This is a genomic window from Streptococcus mitis, assembly GCF_003942995.1.
Taxonomy (GTDB): domain Bacteria; phylum Bacillota; class Bacilli; order Lactobacillales; family Streptococcaceae; genus Streptococcus; species Streptococcus mitis_CV.
Window position 1 is genome coordinate 19,752 of the sequence record NZ_RJOH01000017.1, and the last position, 18,415, is coordinate 38,166.

An 18,415-nucleotide genomic window follows, 5' to 3' on the forward strand; every position below is an offset into this window, starting at 1 on the left:
AAAACTTTAGAAACTCTTTAGAAATGCTTGAGCTTTCTTTGATTCCTATGCTTTATACTAAAATTATCAAAATCAATCAAAAGGAGAGAATCATGAAAACAGTACTTGACATTCATGGATTGTCCAAAAACTTTGACAAACAAGCTATTCTTCAGGATCTTCATTTAACGATAAGAGAGGGAGATATTTATGGACTTATCGGAAAGAACGGAGCTGGGAAAACCACCTTAATAAAAATTATTACGCAACTACTGTTTGCGGATAAAGGGACTGTTTCCCTCTTTTCTAGTCAATCGGAAAATGAGTGGACCAAGGCTCTATCTCGAGTAGGTTCTGTTATCGAATCACCTGTAGCTCATAATCACTTAACAGCCTATCAAAATCTGAAATATTACTGTATGATTCGTCATATTCCAAATGCTGATCAAGTCATTCGAGAAACGCTGGACTATGTAGGTTTGCCAGATACAGGTAAAAAAGTCTTTCGTGATTTCTCGCTAGGAATGAAACAAAGACTTGGTATTGCCATTGCCCTCCTATCCAAACCAGATTTCCTAATCTTAGATGAACCTATCAATGGTCTCGACCCAATCGGTATCAAAGAATTTCGACTAATGATTCAACGCCTCAATCAAGAACAAGGGATAACCATTCTCATCTCTAGCCATATCTTGTCAGAACTCTACCTCGTAGCTAATCGTTTTGGTATTTTAGATCAAGGCAAGATTATCCGTGAAATCAGCAAAGCTGAATTTGAAACACTAAGTGAGGATTATATTGTGCTTAAGACAGCTGATAAAGTGAAAGCTTGTCAAGTATTGAAAGAACAAATCCAGCTCCAGTTCAAGGTTGTTAATCCAGAAAATGAAATTCATATCTTTGGTCAGGAACGAGATGTCAAACAGATTCTTAAGGAATTAACCTTAGCAGATGTTGCCATTGACGAGATTTACTACGCACGTCAAAACCTAGAAGAATACTTCACTCAATTGGTCCAATAGGAGGAAAATCATGATACATACCATTCAAGCAGACTTTTACCGTCTTTTCCGTTCCAAAGGTTTTTGGATTACAGAGTTCATTCTCTTTTCTCTCATGCTAATGGGCGCAAGTATTGGAGCTACTGGCCATCTGATGGCAATCCAGACAGAGGAGCCAGAAATTCCAACCCATGGTTGGGACGGTGTACAAGCCCTGATTAACGCATCTAGTCAAGGTTCAAACCTCGTTTTTCTCTGTGTTATTCTAACTTGCCTAGTTTTAGGTGTTGATTTAATCGGAAAGCTCTATAAAAATAGTTTGACAGTAGGTGTTTCTCGTACAGAGTTTTTCCTTGCTAAAGCCTTTGTAGTGGCTTGTATTGCACTATTGCAACTTATCATCAGCCTTGTTATTGCCTTTATTCCAGCAACTATCTTAAATGGATTTGGCACTATGCCTGATGGCTTTATCGGCAATCTACTGATAACCATTTCCCTTCAATTCCTTTGCCTCCTTGCTTGGCTTTCCATTGTTTCCTTCATCCTCTATGTTAGTCATTCTTATCTTGCAGTATTTATTGGCTATTTGGTCAGCTCTATCTTACTTTCTATGCCAATGCTCATCTTCCCAAGTATCAAAATTTTGCCATATTTATCATTGCAGTTTTTTTATGCTATGACTGCTAATAGTGAATCCATTTTCTATACCCTTATAGTTACCTTAGCTGTGATTGTAATCTTTAATCTAAGTGGACTGGCAGTTTTCAAAAAGAAAAGTCTATAATAAAACGACCTCCTCTAACCTACAGAGGAGGTTTCTTTCGTTAAAAGTAAATGAAAACCGACAACCACTGCCCATCTGTGCTTAGTTTCATCTCTGCACCTAGAAGATGACATAATTCCTCAGTGATATAAAGGCCTAAACCAGAGGATTCTTCCGTGTCTGATAGATTTTCAGAATAAAAACGGTTGCTGAGATTTTCTATTCTTTTGATGGGCTGTTTAACAAGGTTTGCAATCTCTAAGAAAAGCTGTTCCTTTTCCTTTCTCAAAGATAGACGTGCTTCTTCCTTGCCATGTTTGAGGACATTTCCAAGCAGATTTTGTAAAATTCGATCCTGTAAGTCTTCATCAGTCCTCATTTTCAGACCAGCTTCAACCTCAAAATCAAGCGTGATATTTGCCGCCTGAAAAACATCATAATAAGCCAAAGTCTTTTTGGTGATAAAAGTGGAAAGATCCACTTCTTCCAGTTTCGGTTTAACAGCTCCTTCCATCAACCGACGGTATTCTAGGAGAGCCTCCAAACGTTTGGAAACTAAATCAAGATGCTGGGCTACTTTTTGTAAGGTTTCTCCTTTGTTTTCAGGAGACTTTATCAATTGTTGGGTGTATCCTGAAGCGATAGTCAAAGGTGTCCGAATATCATGGGCGATATTACTGATGGCCATATCCAGAGTCTGCTTTTCCCTTTTCATAACCAATCGAGATTGCTCTACTTCCTGAAATAGATTCTCAATCTGCTGGTAGAGATGTAAAAAATGTTTGGAAAAAATGCTGACTCCGACTCTTTTCATACTACCCGTGAGAATCTTGTCTTCAATCTGTTGACTCAAGTTTTTAAGTGCTAGATGGTAGCGAATTAATACAATCGATAAAATAATTAGGAGTACCAGTAGAACAAAAATTATCATGTAGGTCATTGCTTGTCTCCTTTTAATCTTACCCCAACTCCCCAGATGGTTTCAATATATTCTTGATTTGGGTCAAGCTGGTTTAATTTTTTACGAAGATTACTCAAATGCGTATTGAGGGTATTATCTCCGGGTAGATAGCTCTCCTCCCAGACCAATTCATAAAGTTCTTCTTTTGTAAAAATTTTCTTAGGGTGTTTAAGGAGAGTTTGGAGAATTAAGCATTCTTTCTTGGCAAGACGAATCGTTTCCTGACTATTTTTGATTTCAAAACTTTCTGCATCAAACTGGATATTTTTTAAGTTTTGTGATAGATTTTCAGTTTTTACTATTTTCACAGGCTGTTTTTCTGCACTTTGGCGTAGTTGAACAGTAACTCTAGCAAAGACTTCGTCCAAATCAAAAGGTTTGACTATGTAATCATTGGCACCGTCTAAAAGGTATTGGCTGATAAGTTTTTTATCGCTCAAAGCCGTTAGCATAATGACTGGAGTTTGACTTTGTTCCCTGATAGCTTTTAAAACCTGATCCCCATTTTTCCCAGGAAGCATGATGTCTAGCAAAACGAGGTCAATCCCACCTTGGTCAAAATGCATGATTCCTTCTGTACCAGAAAAGGCTTGAATTACCTCATGCTCCTCAGTAAGAAGTGTTCGCAAAATTTCTTGAATGTCACTATTGTCTTCAATAACCAATATTCTAGCCATAAATACCAACCTTTCTGCAACTATTATAGCATGTTTTATTGATAAAGCTTAAATAGAAAAGCTCCTCGCATTAAAGCGCGAGAAAGCCTTAGAGGGTTAAAATATAAAGTTCACTTCCTAGATGACCTAGTATCCCTATAGTTGCTAGTGAAAACGAGTCTAGCAGAATGAATCTCTCATTTCTCCCCTACTAGTCCGTAATGCGTTGATACATTTCGGGTCTTCTATCTCGAAACAAGCCCCAGTTTAGGCGTTCGATTGCTCCCTTGTCTAGATCATAAGTAGCTAACAGAACAGCTTCAGCTTGTCTTTCAGCTCGTTCTAGAATAGCCCCTGTTTCATCCGTCATAAAGGATGAACCGTAGAAGTCAAGACTGGAACTCTGTCCACCATTTTCCTCACTAGGAGTGACTTCTTCCAAACCATAGCGATTGGCTGCGATGACTGGAACAATATTTGCTGCTGCGTGTCCTTGCATGGTACGTTGCCAATGACCACAACTATCTGTATCCAAAATCGGCTCTGAACCGATGGCTGTAGGATAAAAGAGCAATTCAGCACCATTTAACGCAAGACAGCGCGCTGTTTCAGGGAACCATTGATCCCAACAGATACCGATCCCAATCTTAGCATAGCGAGTATCCCAGACCTTGAAACCTGTGTTACCGGGTGTGAAATAAAACTTTTCTTGATAATAATGATCATCTGGTATGTGGGTCTTTCGATAAACACCCAGCACTTCCCCATCAGCGTCAATAACTGCAATAGAATTATACAAGACATTGCCATCTTTTTCATAGAAACTAATCGGTAGAACAATTTGTAGTTCTTTAGCAAGAACTTTAAAATGCTGAATAGCTGTATTGTTTGTCACCGACTGGGCATGCTGGTAGTAGTCATACTGACGTTCCTGACAAAAGTATGGACGTTCAAACAATTCGGGTAAAAGAATAATTTGTGCGCCTTGTTCTGCAGCCTGACGTACTAAACGCTCTGCTGTTTGAATATTTGTTGCCACATCCTTAGCGCATTTCATCTGAATAGCTGCAACTCTTACATTTCTCATCTTTTTCTCCTATTCTGGGATTTGTTGGGTGATACAGTGGATATTGCCACCACCTAATAGAATATCTCTGGCTGGAATTCCGACAACTTTACGGTCTGGGAAACACTTACTGAGGATATCTAAGGCCACTTGATCGTTTTTATCTTGAAACTGGGGAACAAGGACAGCCTTGTTGGCGATATAAAAGTTTACGTAGGAAGCTGCTAGTCGTTCACCTGCGTATCGCTCTTCTTCTCCTTCTTCATAGATGTAGCCTGGCAAATCCTCTTTGGTTACAACTTGATGAAGGGCTGGAATTGGAAGTTTATGAATGGTGAAGTGACGACCTTTTGCATCTGTTTCCTTTTCTAAAAGCGCTAAATCAGCTGCTGACATGGCATATTGAGGATCGCTTTTGTCGTCTGTCCAAGCCAAAACAAGCTCAGCAGGACCAACAAAGGCAGCAACATTGTCAACGTGTTCATTGGTTTCGTCCTGATAAATACCATAAGGAAGCCAAATGACTTTTTCAGCTCCAAGGTACTCTAATAAGGTACTCTCGATTTCCTCTTTAGTCAGATGAGGATTGCGACCAAGACTGAGAAGGCAACTTTCAGTTACGATAATGGTTCCTTGACCATCGCTATGTATCGCTCCGCCTTCTAGGACAAAAGGTTTGGCATCATAAACAGGCATTTCCAAGGACTCAGCAAAACGACTGGCTACTTGGTCATCATCTTCATAATCTTGATAAAGACCATCAACAGCACCACCCCAGGCATTGAAAGACCAATCCATGGCTAATTTCTGGCCTTTATCATTGACAAGAATGGTCGGACCTGTATCACGAGCCCAGGCATCATTGGTGGGAATGTCTAGATAAATAACGCTATCTCCAAGGTAGTCTTGGGCTTCAGCTAAGTAGTCTTGGTCCACCAAAAGATAGACTCTTTCTCCTTCTGCTATGGTCTTAATAATCTGGCTGAAAGCTCTTTTAGCAGCTTTACCTTGAAAAGGCCATGATCCTGGTCGAGTCGGCCATATCATGAGGGTACCATGATGGGGTTCGTACTCTGCCGGCATGCGATAGCCTAATTTTTGGGGACTGTCCATCATGATAATCTCCCTTTAAAATCTTGATAGCCGAAGGCTTTGACTAAGCTACAGTCACCCTGATCGTCCATGAGATAGAGACTTGGCAATCCAATACCATTAAAGGTGTTATTTTTAACAAATGAGTAAATAGCCATGTCTTCAAAATAAAGTCTATCACCGATTTGGACTGGATTTTCAAAACTATAATCACCAATTACATCGCCCGTCAAACAGGTATTAGAAGAAAGTCTGTAGGTATGGGCTTTTTCCTGTGCCTCAAAGCCATTTCTCAAAGGTGGACGATAGGGCATCTCAAGTACATCAGGCATATGGCAGGTCGCAGAGGCATCTAAAACCAAGATTTCCATACCGTTTTCTACAATATCTAATACCTCAGTTGCTAAATAACCCGCATTGAGCGCAATGGCTTCACCCGGCTCGATATAGATTTCAAGATTGTAAGTTTCTCGGATACGCTTGATTTCAGAAATCAGCAAATCTACATCATAGTCCTCTCTTGTGATGTGATGTCCGCCCCCCATATTGAGCCATTTGACTTCATGTAAATAAGAACCAAATTGTTCTTCTACAGCTTTCAAAGTTGTCTGTAAATCATCTGCTCCCTGCTCGCAAAGGGTGTGAAAATGAAGACCATCCACCAAATCCAGCAAATCACTCGGTATCTTGTCTGAAGTTACTCCAAAACGGGAGCCAGGTGCACAAGGGTCATAGAGCGCGTGGTCATCTTGAGTTGAACACTTAGGGTTGAGGCGCAAACCAACACTGACACCAGCCTCCCGACAACGGGCCCCATGTTTACGCAACTGTCTCTCTGAGTTAAAGACGATATGGTCTGTTATCTCAAGCAATTCCTCCAAGTCCGCATCCTTGAAAGCTGGCGCAAAGACATGGACTTCACCAGGAAATTCTTCCTTTGCTAATTTAGCCTCGTAGAGACCACTTGCAGTTGTACCAGATAGATATTGGCTAATCAAGGGATAGGTTTTGTAGAGGGAATAGGCCTTCTGGGCAAGCAAAACCTTGCAACCAGCCTCTTCTTGAACATATTGTAGAATGTGGCAGTTGGCTTCTAACTTGGCCAAGTCAACAACATAAGCTGGTGTGGGTACTTGTTCTAAATTCATTAGTCCACCATTTGTGGATTTTCAACCACAACCCAAGGCAAACCATACTCATTCAAAGCTTCCATAAATGGATCTGGATCCAATTCTTCAAGATTATACACTCCAGCTTGTTTCCAAGTTCCGTTCATAACCAATTTTGTCCCAATCATGGCTGGAACTCCTGTTGTGTAAGAAATAGCTTGTGAACCAACTTCTGCGTAACATTCCTGATGGTCACAAACATTGTAGATATAGATGGTCTTTTCAACACCGTCTTTGACACCTGTAAAGATACAGCCGATATTGGTTTTACCTACAGTACGTGGGCCAAGGCTAGCAGGATCTGGAAGCAAGGCTTTCAAAAATTGGATTGGAACAATTTCTTGGCCGTTAAAGTTCATGGTATCCGTACGAAGGAGACCGACATTTTCCAAACATTTCATGTGCGTCAAGTATGATTGACCAAAAGTCATAAAGAAACGAATGCGTTTGACTCCAGGAATGTTTTTGGCCAATGATTCGATTTCTTCATGGTGAAGAAGATACATGTCTTTTTGTCCAACTTGAGGGAAATCATACTCACGCTTGATAGACATAGCTTCGACTTCGACCCATTTTCCATCTTCCCAGTAAGAACCTGGCGCAGAAACCTCGCGCAGGTTGATTTCTGGGTTGAAGTTTGTTGCAAATGGATAACCGTGGTCACCACCATTACAGTCTAAAATGTCGATATAGTGGATTTCGTCAAAATAATGTTTAAGAGCGTAAGCTGAAAAAACGCTGGTTACACCTGGGTCAAAACCAGAACCAAGCAGAGCTGTCAAGCCAGCTTCTTTGAATTTTTCCTGATAAGCCCATTGCCATGAGTAGTCAAAGTAAGCAGTAAAACCAAGTTCCTTACAACGTTTTTCATAAATGGCACGCCATTCAGGGTCTTCTGTATCCTCTGCCTCGTAGTTAGCTGTGTCGATATAGTGAACACCTGTAGCCAAACAAGCATCCATAATGGTTAAATCTTGATATGGTAAAGCTACGTTCAAAACAGCTTCTGGCTTGTAGCTTTCAATCAGGGCAATCACTTCTTCAACCTTGTCAGCATCAAGAGCAGCTGTCTCAATTTTTGTACTTGTTTTACCTTCTAATTTATCCTTCAAGTCATCGCATTTTGACTTGGTACGGCTAGCGATCATAATTTCTGTAAAGGTTTCGCTATCTTGACAAATCTTTGAAATAGCAACTTGGGCAACGCCCCCACATCCAATAACTAATAAACGACTCATTTTTTTCCTTCCTCTTCTTCTAAAATGTCCTCAACATATTTGGGCAACATAAAGGCTCCCACGTGTAAGTTTGCAGTGTAGTATTCTGTGAAAAGCTGGCGTTTTTTCCAGCCTTCCTTGTCAAAATCTTTGATAGGGTGGTATTTTTTCGATGCAAATCCAAACAACCAATAACCAGCAGGGCTAGTTGGGATGTGGGCCTGATAGACCCGACTGATTGGAAAGGCTTGATTGACCTTGCGATGCATGCTTCGGCAAGCTGACTCATCCTCGTCAAAGAAGGGACTCCCATGCTGGTAAATCATGATTCCGTCTTCTTTAAGAGCACGATAACTGTTGCCGTAGAATTCCTTGGTAAAGAGTCCCTCCGTATGTCCAAATGGATCTGTCGCATCGTTGATAATGATATCATAATCATCTTCGCAGTTTCGCAAAAAGCGTAGCCCATTTTGGTAGTAAATGGTAACACGAGGATCATCTAGCCCTGCAGCAAAGTCTGGGAAATACTCACGACAGACCTCAACCAACATCTCATCTGGCTCCACAATATCGATTTGTTCCAGCTCAGGATAGAGTGTTAATACTTGGGCAACACCACCGTCGCCACCCCCAATAACCAAAACTTTCTTGGGATTTGGGTGGACAGCCATGGGAACGTGGACAGTCATTTCATTGTAGACAAAATCATCCGCATCTGAAAACAAAACATGCCCATTTAAAATCAATATTTTCCCAAAAGCTGGCGTATCCAAGACTTCGATATCCTGCCATTCGCTTTTACCAGCGTAGAGTTGCTTGGCTGTTCTCAGGGACAATTTCACATCTGGAGTATGAACTTCAGAAAACCATAAATCCATCTAGTTCTCCTTTCTCTTAATGACGTTGATGTGATTGACCTCAGGATCTTCCGTCCCTTGGAGGGAACAACCACGTTCCTTGGCAAATTGGATATAATCGACAATTTCTTGTGTAATGCGTTCTCCAGGAGCCAAGATAGGAATCCCTGGAGGATAGCACATGACAAATTCCCCACAGACCTGTCCAACAGATTCGTCTAAAAACAAACTTTTTCTCTCTGAATAGAAGGCTTCCTGAGGAGATAACACCAACTCGGGCTGAATATATCCTCCTGCTATCAAGTCCTTCCCATCTCGTGAATAGAGTCTCTTGATATCAGCCAGAGCACCAACCAAGCGCTCGATGTCTTGGATACGGTCACCAATCGAAATATAGGCCAAGATATTGCCAATATCACCAAACTCAATCTGAATGTCGTATTCGTCTCGTAGGAGGTCGTAAACCTCGATACCTGTTAAGCCAATACCCTGAGTGTAAACTGACAGCTTGGTTACATCAAAATCACATACTGACACACCATCTATTAACTCTTTTGAGTAGGCATAGTAGCCACCGATAGCATTAATTTCACGTCGGGCGTACTCGGATAGCTCAATGACCTTCTCAAACGACTCTTTACCACGAAGGGCCAAGTTGCGACGTGAAATATCTAAACTAGCCATCAACAAGTAAGAGGCAGATGTTGACTGGGTCAGGTTGATGATCTGACGAACGTATTCAGGATTCATCTGCTCTCCGATTAAAAGAAGCGAGCTTTGTGTCAAACTCCCACCAGACTTATGCATGGAAACTGCTGCCATATCAGCACCTGCATCCATAGCAGAAATTGGAAGTTTATCAGTAAAATGTAGGTGCGCTCCGTGGGCCTCATCTACCAAAACCATCATACCAGCTTCATGAGCCATTTTTGTCAATCCCCTTAGGTCTGAACAGATTCCGTAATAAGTAGGATTGTTAATCAAAATGGCCTTGCTATCTGGATGGTCCTTTATGGCTTTGGCTACTCGGTCATTTTCAAGACCTAAAGCGATACCAATCTTAGGATCTACACTCATCTCGATATAGATGGGAATGGCACCACATAGAACCAGCGCATTGATAGCAGATTTGTGGACATTACGTGGCAGAATAATCTTATCTCCAGCCTTGCAGGTTGACAGAATCATAGTCTGCACCGATGAAGTTGTTCCACCAATCATGAGAAAAGCATGGCTAGCTCCAAAAGCATCTGCAGCCAGCTCCTCTGCATCCCGAATAATCGAAATGGGGTGACCAAGATTATCCAAGGGTTTCATCGAATTGACATCAATGCCAACACATTTTTCTCCTAGTAGTTCAACAAGTTCTGGATTTCCCCGTCCACGCTTGTGACCTGGAACATCAAAGGGAACAATCCGTTTCTTGCGTAACTTCACCAAGGCCTCATAAATTGGGGCTTGGTTTTGATCTAACTCTTTCAAGACATACTCCTTTCAATATTTTTAGGACCTTATGAAAACTAAGGAACTAAAGGTTGACTCATGAAAAAAGAGCAGGATTTCACCTGCTCTGCAATCTTCTGACGTTTTTATGTTTGTTTCTGTTGAGTATGTCTGTTCCCGATGTTTCCTAACTCTCTAGTAGCAAATATTACGTACTTTATTGATCGTTTCACAAGATGACGTGTGCTTTCACCACACTAAAAATTTATGAATTAGGACAAGTGTCCTAACATCAACTTATAAAAGTAGGCTTTTAACCCTATCAATAATGTGGCTTTTCAACCACGCTTCGGCATTCAACCCTGCCTGTCCGTAGGCATTTTTTACTCGGGTTTATATTTGCTAGAAAACATCATCCCATTTTCTAAGCTTTATTAATATAACATACTTCTAACACTCTGTAAAGTACTTTTTTGAAAAAATATCTATTTTTGTTCGGAAAAATAATATTTTATATAGATTTGTATAGGTTGTATAATGTGAAAGCGGATATAAAAAGAACTAGTCCACTAGTTCTTTTAAATGTATCTTAACGATTAATGGTAACAGAAAAACGATAGCCATTTAATTGTATAAATTTCACCAAAACGAATAAAGCAGTTCGTTTATTAGCATTGGCAAAAACATGCTTTTTTTCAAGCAATACAAGTAGCTCATTGAGAATAAGCGAGCCACTCATTAATCAGACTAGCGACTTCTCTAGGTGCTTCAGTATAAAGCTCATGGCCAAAGTTCTCTAGAAAAATAGTATCAAAATAATCTGGCAATTCTTTTAAGGCTTCCTCTCTCCATGTAGCTTCATTAGAATAGCAAGGACTGATAAACAAGGTATCTCCCACTTCTCTTTTAAAAGCTTGTATTTTCCTCCGTAGGCGGAGGATCGCTTCTATATTTTCATAATTTATAGCCAACTCATATCTATTATACTTCGCATTCCAGTGATAGGACTGTCTTACAGCTTTCTCCATATTTTCTGACCAATGCTTTGCTTCAGATTTTTCTTTAGAAATAAGAACATCTAAGTCCGAAACGACTTGAGATTCAATATAGTTTTTAGTTTCCTCTAACTCTGTATCTAAAGGTAAAATCTTATCTAATCTAGATAGCCACCATCCAAAAGAATCAGTTTTGTCACTTCATAAAATTCTGATGCAAGATAACGCGCCAAATCTCCTCCAAGAGAATGACCTATCAGACATATAGATTCTTCCTCTACAATCTCATTTTTAAACCATGATTTCAACTCTGTTTCATCTTGAAGATGCTTTTCATATGGATTTAGAAAATAAATCTGCGAATTTAGTTCTTGAAAAAAATCCTTGCTATGATAGACATTGCTTCCCAAACCGCCAATAAAATATTTTTTCATTCTCTACTTAATACTATGCTTATTCATCTTTTGTTCAAAGATAGTCGTGATAATTTGACGCAATTCTTCGCGTTCTTTTTCTGGTATTTCACCACTTGTTTGAGCTACAGCGTAGAGTTCAGGGTGTTCAATTGAAATGCGTTTAATAGTACGTGTCGTAGCATGCTTTCTGACGAAAAATGGGATTCGCTTAATCAATTCTTGTGGTACTAGAGCAAGAATTTTTTTAGCAGTTTCCTTGTCACTAATCTTAGAAGTAGTTAGCCCATTCTTAATCATTTCCTGTTCTTTTTCTGTAAAATCTTTTAATTCCATCTGATTAATTCTCCTATTTTCTTTAAGTTAAATTATATACCAATTGTAGCAAGACGACAAATAGTCTGTTTGTAAAATCTTCTCTATACTACAACTTTCCTGTCGCTCATAATTGCTCTTTAATAAAAAATCACAAATCCATTTGGAGAAATCACAAGCTGATTCTCTAGTTCTTGGCAATTGCTTGCTAGTGCTACTGCTTCCTTTTCTAAAAGATAATCTTCTTTGGACTGGTTAAAAATGGCTTTGATGACTTGGTTATCGTAATTCCATTTCAAGGTTAGTACATCAGCTTTGATTTCTTGGAGGCTATACTTGCCGTGCTGAATGATTGCTGATGAGTGTTTGCGAATTTTGATTAGATCCTTGATAAAGTTCAGCATATCATTGTCACTTGATACGCGTTCCCAAGGCATACAACGACGGCAATCTGGGTCTGGTCCTCCGGTTAAGGCTAACTCGGTTCCGTAATAGATGCAGGGTGTTCCTTTTTGTAAAAAGAGAAAGGCTAGGGCTGATTTAACCAGTTGAACATCCTCATTGGCCGTCCACAAGATTCGTTCTGTATCATGCGAATCCAAGAGATTAAACATAACCTCTGAAATCTGTTGCTTGTAATACATAGACTGACCATTGATTTCATCGATGAATTGGTCTGTCTTCTTAATTCCTCGTAAGAAATAGTCTTTGATACTATCAGATAAAGTATAATTCATGACAGCATGGAACTCATCTCCATTTAACCAAGGCTGAGACGTATGCCAGACTTCTCCTAAAATATAAAGATCAGGTTTTTTAGCTAAAACTGCCTTGCGAAAATCCTTCCAGAACTGATGGTCAATCTCATTAGCCACATCCAAACGCCAAGCATCAATATCAAACTCTTCAATCCAATAAGTCGCAACCTTTAAAAGATAGTCCTTGACCTCTGAATTTGCTGTATTTAGCTTAGGCATATAGTCCTCGAAACCAAAGGCATGATAGGGTAACTCTCTCTTATTGGCTAGCTTTTCAGTCGTCACTGGGAATTGTTGTATATGGAACCAATCTTTATAAGCAGACTGTTTACCATTTTTGACAACATCTTGCCATTGAGGCGATTGCGAACCAATATGGTTAAATACCGCATCCAGCATAATTTTCATGCCACGCTGATGGGCTTGCTCGACCAGTTCTCGAAAAGTCTCCTTGTCTCCAAAATGACGGTCAATTTCAAAGTAATCTGTCGTATTGTACTTGTGATTGCTCGTAGATTCAAAGATGGGACAGAGATAAAGACCCGTAATACCTAAGTCTTGCAAGTAATCCAGATGGTCAATAATCCCCTGTAAATCACCACCAAAGAAATCATCACTCTTCGGTGTGATTGATGAATCCCAGTCTATTGCTCCTTCTGGGTTTAATAGAGCATTTCCATTAGCAAATCTCTCAGGAAATATCTGATACCATACTGTATTTGAAACCCATTCGGGAACCTGACAGGCATCAATCTCATGTATATAAGGCAACTTGAATCCGCTTCCAATGGCATGAAGATTTTCTATAGAATTTTCAACGCACCCTTTATCACCGTACAAGATGCTTTGGCCTTCTGTATCCTTGAGTTCAAAGAGATACTGGATACGTGCAAAGTCAACGGACACTTCAACCTGCCAATAATCAAAGATGGCGTCAGAAGTCAGCTTAGCCATTTCCTTTGCATCTTGATAAAACTCCTCCATAAAGATAAAAGGGTCCCCGTAATGCAAGTTGATGCTTTTAATGTCCCCTTTCTTAGTTCGAATCCGAATATGAAGTTTCTTATCCTTATAAAGATAGGCAAACTCAGACTCTGGCCTATGGCAAATAGCACTTAATTCCATCAATTTGTCTCCTAAAGTTTTAATCCAAATTCTACGCAAACGTTTTCATAATTGTGATTCTAGTATACTACTTTAAAATTTTATTTTCAAGACTAATCCGTAGTTTTGAGTGGATTGTTTTCGAGAATATAAAAAAGCAGTAAGTCTTAATACCTACTACTTTCTGATTGATGATTTACAAATGCCTTTCCAGCCACTCTATTTTTTTAAAATCCTTATTGTTATTGTGATCATTTCGATAGGAATCTTGGGAAGAAGCCTTGTAAATACTTAAAAACTGTTCCAAACTTGGAACGCGAAAAGTGATGTTTTCGAGATGAATCAGCTCTATATCCGATTCCGAAACTCCTGCAAAATCAGTTAAAGAATCGATACTTCCGAATTCAACACTCAGACCATCTTTTTTGAATTCATGCTCATGAATATCTATTAAGGCATAGCCTAAGTGTTTCATCACTTTCATTATCTTGTCCCACTCATAAATTCTGAGATGATCAGGTGCTTCCCAACCTCTAGGATCACCAGGCACATGAATGTCAATGTCAGACGGCCTCCATTCATCATTTGAACGGTATTCAAAACCCAAGGAACCCATGAGCGTCGGTGTGATTCCGATTTGGTTTAAATGAGAACAAATTGTTCGAAATTCATCAAATAGAGAATTCATTCCTCCTCCAATCGTTGATATAGAACTTAATTTCATTGTGAATAATAAACTAATTTTTACCTTCTACTCTTTCGGCTTTGAAAACACTTCTACTCGCTGAGCTAGAACTTTGATTTCTACAGGTAGGTTATCCGATTTATCGCCGTCAACATCTGACTCCAATTCACTATCTGAAGAAATCTTAATATTACGCGCTCTGATATACTCAATATTATCATTGCCAACAACATCTCCTTTTAGTAAATCAGGAATAACGGATAATTTGGAGAATAGAGACGCATCTTTCAGAATCAAAATATTGGCATAGCCGTCTTTGTTTTCTTCAAAGATTTTCTTATCAGCGAAGTAATTTGTCAAGAGAACCAAAACATGGCTAGCTTCACCAACATAATTTCCATTTTCTGTCTCAACCTTAATGTTAAAGACCTGATCCGTCATAACGGACTTCATGGTATTTACAGCATAGGCTAAAATACCGAATTTTGTCTTGTCCTCGATTTCAACATTGTGAATCGCCTCAGGAAGTGAACCGATACTAAAGATATAACCAAAATAATTGTCATTTGCTTTACCGATATCAATCTTATTGGTTAAATCAAAATCCAGTTCGTCAATTGCGCCATCGATGTCTTGATTGATTTCCAAAAGTTTTGTAATGAGGTTACCCGTACCGCCTGGGATAATCCCTAACTTAGGAATGTAGTCTCTCTCAGCAATACCCGAAATGACTTCGTTGACAGTCCCATCTCCACCAAACACAACCACTGCATCGTACTGCTCACTAGAAGCTTCCTCAGCAAAATGTGTTGCATCCAGCGCTTTTTCGGTAATTTTGGTTTCTACGTGCTCAAAATATTCTTTTGCTTTATTCTCCAGCTTTTCTTTATAATCCAAAGCCTTCTCGCCACCAGAAGTAGGGTTGATAATTAACATTGCCTTTTTCATTAATTTCTCCTTAATTTTAAATAGAAATGTTTACATTTCGTCGTATGCAACTAAATGTACTCTCATTATACAATGAAAATACAGAAAAGAGAAATATGACGTACTGGAGATTAATATAATTTTATTCTATTTTCCCATCGCATAACTACATCTTTTAAGGGGGCATCCAAGTAAGAATAGGCCTTATCCTTTATCCAATCAGGAATACCATAAGCTGCCTCGGCTATGCTGCCAGTGATTGCAGCAAGTGTATCACTGTCGCCACCAAGTGAGATAGCATTTCTTATCGCATCTTCAAAGTCTGTACTTTCAAGAAAGGCAATAATGGCCTGAGGGACAGTATCCTGACAAGTTTCGTTGAAACGGTATATAGGGCGGATTTCATTTAAAGTTTGAGATAAATTGTAACCGTATGTCTTCTCTATATAATCCTTAATCCGTCTTTTACACTCTGTAGGATTATCATTAATTGGTTGCTCGTATTCTCTACAATAACCACCAAAGTAAAAACGACACAGAAAGATAGCATCAGCTGTAGCCATAGCACCTTTGACACCTTCTGGATGATTATGAGTTACCTCTGCAGAAAGACTCGCAAGTCCTCTAGATGATGACCACATTCCGGTTCTCGCATAGACATCACAGTCCATGACCCAAGCACATGGAGAAACACGCATAGCTGATCCATTCCCAAAGCTATTATAAGGCTCACGGTTATCGCTCTTTAGCCATGCATTAAACCGAGCACCGTAATCAGCATTCTGATACATTCTGCCATATTTCTTCATCGCGTCAATGAAGTCGTCTTTTTGTCCCCCATTCATAATTGCTTCTGCAACAGCACAGGTCATAACCGTGTCATCTGTAAAAAAGCAGTCCTTACGAAATAAAGGAAAGTCCTTCGTTTTGATATTGTTCCATTCGTAAACAGAACCTACAATATCTCCAATAATTGCTCCTAGCATCAGATTCCTCCTTATAAGATATCGGGAATTTGACCATCAACTATAGTTTTAAAATTATCTATTATCGAATTTTGTATAATTTATAGGTATTCATCTAATCAAATTACAATTAAAAAACTTTTTTGATTCCACTATGTACTACATCTTCCTATTATACCTAAAACGGAAGTACTCCAGCCATCAGCCCTTGAGCAATAAAACATCTATTATTTTGAAAATCTGAAAAATACGTATCACTTATAAAACTGTATAAGATATCAACGGGTCTATTGTACCAATCCTTGTATACATAGTCCATATTATATATCAATAAAGCTTGTCCATCTTGACTATAGCCCTTGAAAGTTATCGAAAATGCATCTCTATAACCAATAACTTTATCATTCTTATTTGAATTGTTTCCCTTTCTATATTTCTCAAAATCAATAAGTAGCGTATATTTCATGAGTTTAGATAAGGCTTTTTCTGATAGTTTCTGACTATGTTCAAAAACGATCATTCCAGTATTCCCACATTCTTGGTAGGACAGTTCAGAGTTCATCAAATTACACTCAAAATAACCAAAAATTTCACAACCACAATGAATAATAAATTCAATTTTAGAAAAATATTCCTTAGTCCATATCATCTTATCTCTCCATTCCTAAGTATGCTAAGAAAAAATGTTCAAAACTCACAAATCTACTTTTAGCCTATTTTATTTTAATTTCAGGCATAATACTAAAATATCTCTTACGGTAAAAGCCTTTTTTCAATACTTTCTTAAGTTCTTTTGTTATAAGATTTTTACGCTTTGACCAGCAAAACTTACACATTCAACGGTTCGGACTTACCGTATCATCCGTGAAAAAACAATCCTCAAGAAATAAAGGAAAATCCTTCGTTTTGATATTGTTCCATTCGTAAATAGAACCTACAATATCTCCAACAATTGCTCCTAGCATAAGATTCCTCTTTATGGCATATCAGATTTGTTACACATTTCTAATGGATTGCTCTTTAAAAATGGCTCAACTAAATCAATCCACTCCTGATGTAGGTAAGATGATAAATAACCGTGATTATAATCCTTTGCTTCATACAAAATTGTATTTGAATGTAGCTGATGAAATAATTTCGCTGATTCTTTCACACAGTTCAATTCTTTTTCACCATAGATATACAGAACCTGAGCCTTGCTAGCAGAAATCATATTTTTCAGCTTGTAATGCCCCATATAGGTTTTGTAAATGGTCACCAATGTTTTAACAGGCGTCCTTGGCAGATCCTCCAAATAATAAGCTTTTATTTCCTCTGGATAAGCCAGTTTAGGATAGAGTTTGTTCATCATGCTTAACTGAAGTTTGCAAGAGAATTTATTGAACATCAGTTTACCAAATAGACGTACAAGAAAAATGCTGATTTTAGCTAACCTTGGTTGAGGAATACAGAGGCTTCCGTCTATAATGGCCTTCTCTGCAATTTCACTATCTAAAGACAAAAGCTCCATGGCAATTTGACCACCAAGTGAAACACCACCGATTGCAAAAAATTTCCCACCACAGTTTGCTTTGATATAGTCTAGAATCTCCAAAGCAGAATCTTCAGTAGAAACATAATCAAGTTGATATTCCTCGCCGTGGCCATTCAAAGTGGGTAGAATAACACGGTATTTTTCTGACAAGATACGTGCTTGACGAAGATAATTCCACCAAGAACTGCCGCCACCGTGTATTAGTAAGATAGGAGGTAAGTTCTTATCCCCAAATTCATGGAATTTCATGTTTAAACTCCTTATTGTAGGACTTTCCCTAGCTACATCCTTGTTTAATCAGTTTGAATAAGCAGTGATATGCCTCAACATGTGGTAATATTCTACTTTTATACTAACAAACAAAAGGCAGTAAAAATTATTTTAGAATGATACTGTGAAACGGAAAGATTTTCACCATTTCAAAAGAAACGACATTCATCACTCCACTTTAAATTATAATAGATAATTCTCTAACATAGATCATCTAATTAGCAAATCGTTACTTTCAATAATGG

Annotated in this window: 18 protein-coding genes and 2 pseudogenes; 2 read left to right on the forward strand and 18 right to left on the reverse strand. The window is 38.8% G+C overall.

Annotation, left to right across the window (positions count from 1 at the left end; all coding sequences use genetic code 11):
- Positions 1-92 precede the first annotated feature (92 nt).
- Both D8836_RS08810 and D8836_RS08815 read left to right on the forward strand, forming a co-directional pair.
- Positions 93-1,001, forward strand: coding sequence for an ATP-binding cassette domain-containing protein (locus D8836_RS08810; RefSeq protein ID WP_125393765.1), 909 nt, complete (start codon positions 93-95; stop codon positions 999-1,001).
- Positions 1,002-1,011: 10 nt separating this feature from the next.
- Positions 1,012-1,764 carry an ABC transporter permease gene (locus D8836_RS08815; RefSeq protein ID WP_125393766.1) on the forward strand — a complete coding sequence of 251 codons (753 nt, stop codon included), beginning with the start codon at positions 1,012-1,014 and terminating at the stop codon, positions 1,762-1,764.
- A 40-nt stretch (positions 1,765-1,804) separates the two neighbouring features.
- Here D8836_RS08815 and D8836_RS08820 read toward each other — a convergent pair whose 3' ends face one another.
- The 18 genes and pseudogenes from D8836_RS08820 to D8836_RS08905 form a co-directional block, all read right to left on the reverse strand.
- Positions 1,805-2,683, reverse strand: coding sequence for a sensor histidine kinase (locus tag D8836_RS08820; protein ID WP_125393767.1), 879 nt, complete (start codon positions 2,681-2,683; stop codon positions 1,805-1,807).
- Complete coding sequence (locus D8836_RS08825; RefSeq protein WP_125393768.1) at positions 2,680-3,381, reverse strand: response regulator transcription factor; 702 nt, start codon at positions 3,379-3,381, stop codon at positions 2,680-2,682. The genes D8836_RS08820 and D8836_RS08825 overlap by 4 nt, the downstream gene beginning before the upstream one ends.
- Before the next feature lie 190 nt (positions 3,382-3,571).
- The gene (gene aguB / locus D8836_RS08830; RefSeq protein ID WP_125393769.1) at positions 3,572-4,447 is read right to left on the reverse strand and encodes an N-carbamoylputrescine amidase; all 876 of its coding nucleotides are present in this window, start codon (positions 4,445-4,447) and stop codon (positions 3,572-3,574) included.
- A 9-nt stretch (positions 4,448-4,456) separates the two neighbouring features.
- On the reverse strand, positions 4,457-5,542 hold the full coding sequence (gene aguA, locus D8836_RS08835) for an agmatine deiminase (RefSeq protein ID WP_125393770.1): 1,086 nt from the start codon (positions 5,540-5,542) through the stop codon (positions 4,457-4,459).
- Positions 5,539-6,666, reverse strand: a complete 1,128-nt coding sequence (gene nspC / locus D8836_RS08840) for a carboxynorspermidine decarboxylase (RefSeq protein WP_125393771.1) — start codon at positions 6,664-6,666, stop codon at positions 5,539-5,541. Before nspC ends, aguA begins: the two co-directional genes overlap by 4 nt.
- Positions 6,666-7,925: a saccharopine dehydrogenase family protein gene (locus D8836_RS08845; protein ID WP_125393772.1), complete on the reverse strand. Its 1,260-nt coding sequence runs from the start codon at positions 7,923-7,925 to the stop codon at positions 6,666-6,668. The genes nspC and D8836_RS08845 overlap by 1 nt, the downstream gene beginning before the upstream one ends.
- Positions 7,922-8,782 carry a polyamine aminopropyltransferase gene (gene speE, locus D8836_RS08850; RefSeq protein WP_000366710.1) on the reverse strand — a complete coding sequence of 287 codons (861 nt, stop codon included), beginning with the start codon at positions 8,780-8,782 and terminating at the stop codon, positions 7,922-7,924. Before speE ends, D8836_RS08845 begins: the two co-directional genes overlap by 4 nt.
- Positions 8,783-10,243 (reverse strand): aminotransferase class I/II-fold pyridoxal phosphate-dependent enzyme, encoded by a 1,461-nt coding sequence (locus tag D8836_RS08855; RefSeq protein WP_125393773.1) that lies wholly within the window; start codon positions 10,241-10,243, stop codon positions 8,783-8,785. It lies immediately after the preceding gene.
- A 559-nt stretch (positions 10,244-10,802) separates the two neighbouring features.
- Positions 10,803-10,916 (reverse strand): annotated as a pseudogene (locus D8836_RS08860) (type II toxin-antitoxin system death-on-curing family toxin); the annotation flags it as partial.
- Between the two features lies 1 nt (position 10,917).
- A pseudogene (locus tag D8836_RS08865) lies at positions 10,918-11,633 on the reverse strand (alpha/beta hydrolase).
- Positions 11,634-11,636: 3 nt separating this feature from the next.
- Positions 11,637-11,948, reverse strand: coding sequence for a hypothetical protein (locus tag D8836_RS08870; RefSeq protein ID WP_125393774.1), 312 nt, complete (start codon positions 11,946-11,948; stop codon positions 11,637-11,639).
- 119 nt (positions 11,949-12,067) lie between these two features.
- Entirely contained in the window at positions 12,068-13,810 is a 1,743-nt protein-coding gene (locus D8836_RS08875) for a glycoside hydrolase family 13 protein (protein ID WP_125393775.1), read from the reverse strand.
- Positions 13,811-13,985: 175 nt separating this feature from the next.
- The gene (locus tag D8836_RS08880; RefSeq protein WP_125393780.1) at positions 13,986-14,477 is read right to left on the reverse strand and encodes a phosphoribosylanthranilate isomerase; all 492 of its coding nucleotides are present in this window, start codon (positions 14,475-14,477) and stop codon (positions 13,986-13,988) included.
- A gap of 63 nt (positions 14,478-14,540) precedes the next feature.
- Positions 14,541-15,422 (reverse strand): diacylglycerol/lipid kinase family protein, encoded by an 882-nt coding sequence (locus D8836_RS08885; RefSeq protein ID WP_125393776.1) that lies wholly within the window; start codon positions 15,420-15,422, stop codon positions 14,541-14,543.
- A gap of 110 nt (positions 15,423-15,532) precedes the next feature.
- The gene (locus tag D8836_RS08890) at positions 15,533-16,387 is read right to left on the reverse strand and encodes an ADP-ribosylglycohydrolase family protein (protein WP_125393777.1); all 855 of its coding nucleotides are present in this window, start codon (positions 16,385-16,387) and stop codon (positions 15,533-15,535) included.
- A 157-nt stretch (positions 16,388-16,544) separates the two neighbouring features.
- Positions 16,545-17,015 (reverse strand): hypothetical protein, encoded by a 471-nt coding sequence (locus D8836_RS08895; protein ID WP_060628317.1) that lies wholly within the window; start codon positions 17,013-17,015, stop codon positions 16,545-16,547.
- A 187-nt stretch (positions 17,016-17,202) separates the two neighbouring features.
- Positions 17,203-17,331 (reverse strand): ADP-ribosylglycohydrolase, encoded by a 129-nt coding sequence (locus tag D8836_RS11460; RefSeq protein WP_125393778.1) that lies wholly within the window; start codon positions 17,329-17,331, stop codon positions 17,203-17,205.
- Positions 17,332-17,342: 11 nt separating this feature from the next.
- Positions 17,343-18,149 carry an alpha/beta hydrolase gene (locus D8836_RS08905; RefSeq protein ID WP_125393779.1) on the reverse strand — a complete coding sequence of 269 codons (807 nt, stop codon included), beginning with the start codon at positions 18,147-18,149 and terminating at the stop codon, positions 17,343-17,345.
- Between the last annotated feature and the right edge of the window lie 266 nt (positions 18,150-18,415).

Bases quoted from the DNA above. Each gene is read 5' to 3' on its own strand.
- D8836_RS08810 (WP_125393765.1), top strand. From the start codon at position 93: ATGAAAACAGTACTTGACATTCATGGATTGTCCAAAAACTTTGACAAA.
- D8836_RS08815 (WP_125393766.1), top strand. From the start codon at position 1,012: ATGATACATACCATTCAAGCAGACTTTTACCGTCTTTTCCGTTCCAAA.
- D8836_RS08820 (WP_125393767.1), bottom strand. From the start codon at position 2,683: ATGACCTACATGATAATTTTTGTTCTACTGGTACTCCTAATTATTTTA.
- D8836_RS08825 (WP_125393768.1), bottom strand. From the start codon at position 3,381: ATGGCTAGAATATTGGTTATTGAAGACAATAGTGACATTCAAGAAATT.
- aguB (WP_125393769.1), bottom strand. From the start codon at position 4,447: ATGAGAAATGTAAGAGTTGCAGCTATTCAGATGAAATGCGCTAAGGAT.
- aguA (WP_125393770.1), bottom strand. From the start codon at position 5,542: ATGATGGACAGTCCCCAAAAATTAGGCTATCGCATGCCGGCAGAGTAC.
- nspC (WP_125393771.1), bottom strand. From the start codon at position 6,666: ATGAATTTAGAACAAGTACCCACACCAGCTTATGTTGTTGACTTGGCC.
- D8836_RS08845 (WP_125393772.1), bottom strand. From the start codon at position 7,925: ATGAGTCGTTTATTAGTTATTGGATGTGGGGGCGTTGCCCAAGTTGCT.
- speE (WP_000366710.1), bottom strand. From the start codon at position 8,782: ATGGATTTATGGTTTTCTGAAGTTCATACTCCAGATGTGAAATTGTCC.
- D8836_RS08870 (WP_125393774.1), bottom strand. From the start codon at position 11,948: ATGGAATTAAAAGATTTTACAGAAAAAGAACAGGAAATGATTAAGAAT.
- D8836_RS08875 (WP_125393775.1), bottom strand. From the start codon at position 13,810: ATGGAATTAAGTGCTATTTGCCATAGGCCAGAGTCTGAGTTTGCCTAT.
- D8836_RS08880 (WP_125393780.1), bottom strand. From the start codon at position 14,477: ATGAATTCTCTATTTGATGAATTTCGAACAATTTGTTCTCATTTAAAC.
- D8836_RS08885 (WP_125393776.1), bottom strand. From the start codon at position 15,422: ATGAAAAAGGCAATGTTAATTATCAACCCTACTTCTGGTGGCGAGAAG.
- D8836_RS08890 (WP_125393777.1), bottom strand. From the start codon at position 16,387: ATGCTAGGAGCAATTATTGGAGATATTGTAGGTTCTGTTTACGAATGG.
- D8836_RS08895 (WP_060628317.1), bottom strand. From the start codon at position 17,015: ATGATATGGACTAAGGAATATTTTTCTAAAATTGAATTTATTATTCAT.
- D8836_RS11460 (WP_125393778.1), bottom strand. From the start codon at position 17,331: ATGCTAGGAGCAATTGTTGGAGATATTGTAGGTTCTATTTACGAATGG.
- D8836_RS08905 (WP_125393779.1), bottom strand. From the start codon at position 18,149: ATGAAATTCCATGAATTTGGGGATAAGAACTTACCTCCTATCTTACTA.